The following is a 1,618-nucleotide window of genomic DNA, read 5'->3' as shown; positions in this document are numbered from 1 at the left end:
TCGGGTGCCCTGCAGACGACCGCGGGAGCCAAGAACTCGTCGATCGTGGCCGGTGCGCTCAACCTTTCGACGGGCACAAACTCCGACCTGTCGATTACGGGTACGGGCAATGCGCTGTCCTCGCTCGGTCTCACCGGCTCCACCGGTACCGGCACCGCCTTCACGGCGAGCCGGTCCGCGGCGTCAGGTGGCATCTCGGGCAAGACCTTGACCTTCGCCTCCTTCAACGGTGGTACGGCGGTCAACGTCACCTTCGGCGACGGCACCAACGGTACGGTCAAGACGCTCGATCAGCTCAACACGCAGCTTCAGGCCAACAACCTGTCGGCGACGATCGATGCCAACGGTCTGCTCACGGTCTCGGCGACCAACGACTATGCGTCCTCGACGATCGGATCTGCTGCCTCCGGCGGTACCATCGGCGGCACGATCACCTCGGCCTTGACCTGGTCGAATGCCACCGCGCCGGTTGCTGACGCGGTTGCCCAGGCCACTCGTACCAACCTGGTGTCGCAGTACAACAACATCCTGACGCAGATCGATACGACTTCGACGGATGCTTCGTTCAACGGCGTCAACCTGCTCAACGGCGACCAGCTCAAGCTGGTGTTCGACGAGACCGGCAAGTCGAACCTCAACATCACCGGCGTGACCTTCAACTCGAAGGGGCTGGGTCTGGCCTCGCTGGTGCAGGGCACCGACTTCATCGACAACTCGGCAACCAACAAGGTGCTGGCCAATCTGAACACGGCCTCCAGCACGCTGCGTTCGGAAGCGTCGACCCTCGGTTCGAATCTGTCGGTGGTGCAGGTTCGTCAGGACTTCAACAAGAACCTGATCAACGTGCTGCAAACCGGTTCGTCCAACCTGACGCTGGCCGACACCAACGAGGAAGCGGCCAACAGCCAGGCGCTGTCGACCCGCCAGTCGATCGCGGTCTCCGCACTGTCGCTGGCCAACCAGTCGCAGCAGAGCGTGCTCCAGCTGCTCCGCTAATAGCGGCTGACATCGCAATCAAGTCATGACGGCGGGGCTTCGGCCCCGCCGCTTTCTTTTTGTGCCGGCGATTGAGAAGCGACTTTGCGGCTCTGAAAAAGTCACTGTTGGTTATGGTTAACGGGAAGCAAACGCTGCGAAAAGGCGAGGAATTTCAGATCGATCGTCACCGATGCCGATATGCTCTTGCAGTCTTATGGTGAACCGGTGCTTACGGTTCGCGAGCAAGTTTCACCCTTTGTTAGCCATGACGACGCACCCTGCCTCCGTCGCTCGATCCCATGCGGTCGAAGGAAGACGCGTTAGCTACCAGAAGGGTAAAAGTTATGTCCGGTATCGTTCTCTCTGCGTCGGTTCGCCAGAACCTGCTCTCCCTCCAGTCCACCGCTGACCTGCTCGCCACCACCCAGTCCCGTCTGTCGACTGGCAAGAAGGTGAACTCGGCGCTGGATAACCCCACGAACTTCTTCACCGCACAGTCGCTCGACAACCGCGCCAGCGACATCAACAATTTGCTCGATGGCATCGCCAACGGCGTGCAGGTGCTCCAGGCCGCCAACACCGGCATCACCTCGCTGTCGAAGCTGCTCGACAGCGCCAAGTCGATCGCCAACCAGGCGCT

General features: G+C 60.9%; 1 protein-coding gene and 1 pseudogene. Both read left to right on the top strand.

All coding sequences use genetic code 11. The annotated features are described in order from the left end of the window. Nucleotides 1–996 (top strand): flagellin (locus tag YUA_RS0140730; protein WP_027535766.1); only part of this gene is annotated, 996 nt, incomplete at its 5' end. Between the two features lie 326 nt (nt 997–1,322). After that, a pseudogene (locus YUA_RS46670) lies at nt 1,323–1,618 on the top strand (flagellin); the annotation flags it as partial.

It is taken from the genome of Bradyrhizobium sp. WSM3983 (assembly GCF_000473045.1).
In the GTDB taxonomy this organism is placed as follows: Bacteria; Pseudomonadota; Alphaproteobacteria; order Rhizobiales; family Xanthobacteraceae; genus Bradyrhizobium.
Note: the sequence above shows the minus strand (reverse complement) of the source record. Positions and strands in the feature narration are given on the sequence as shown.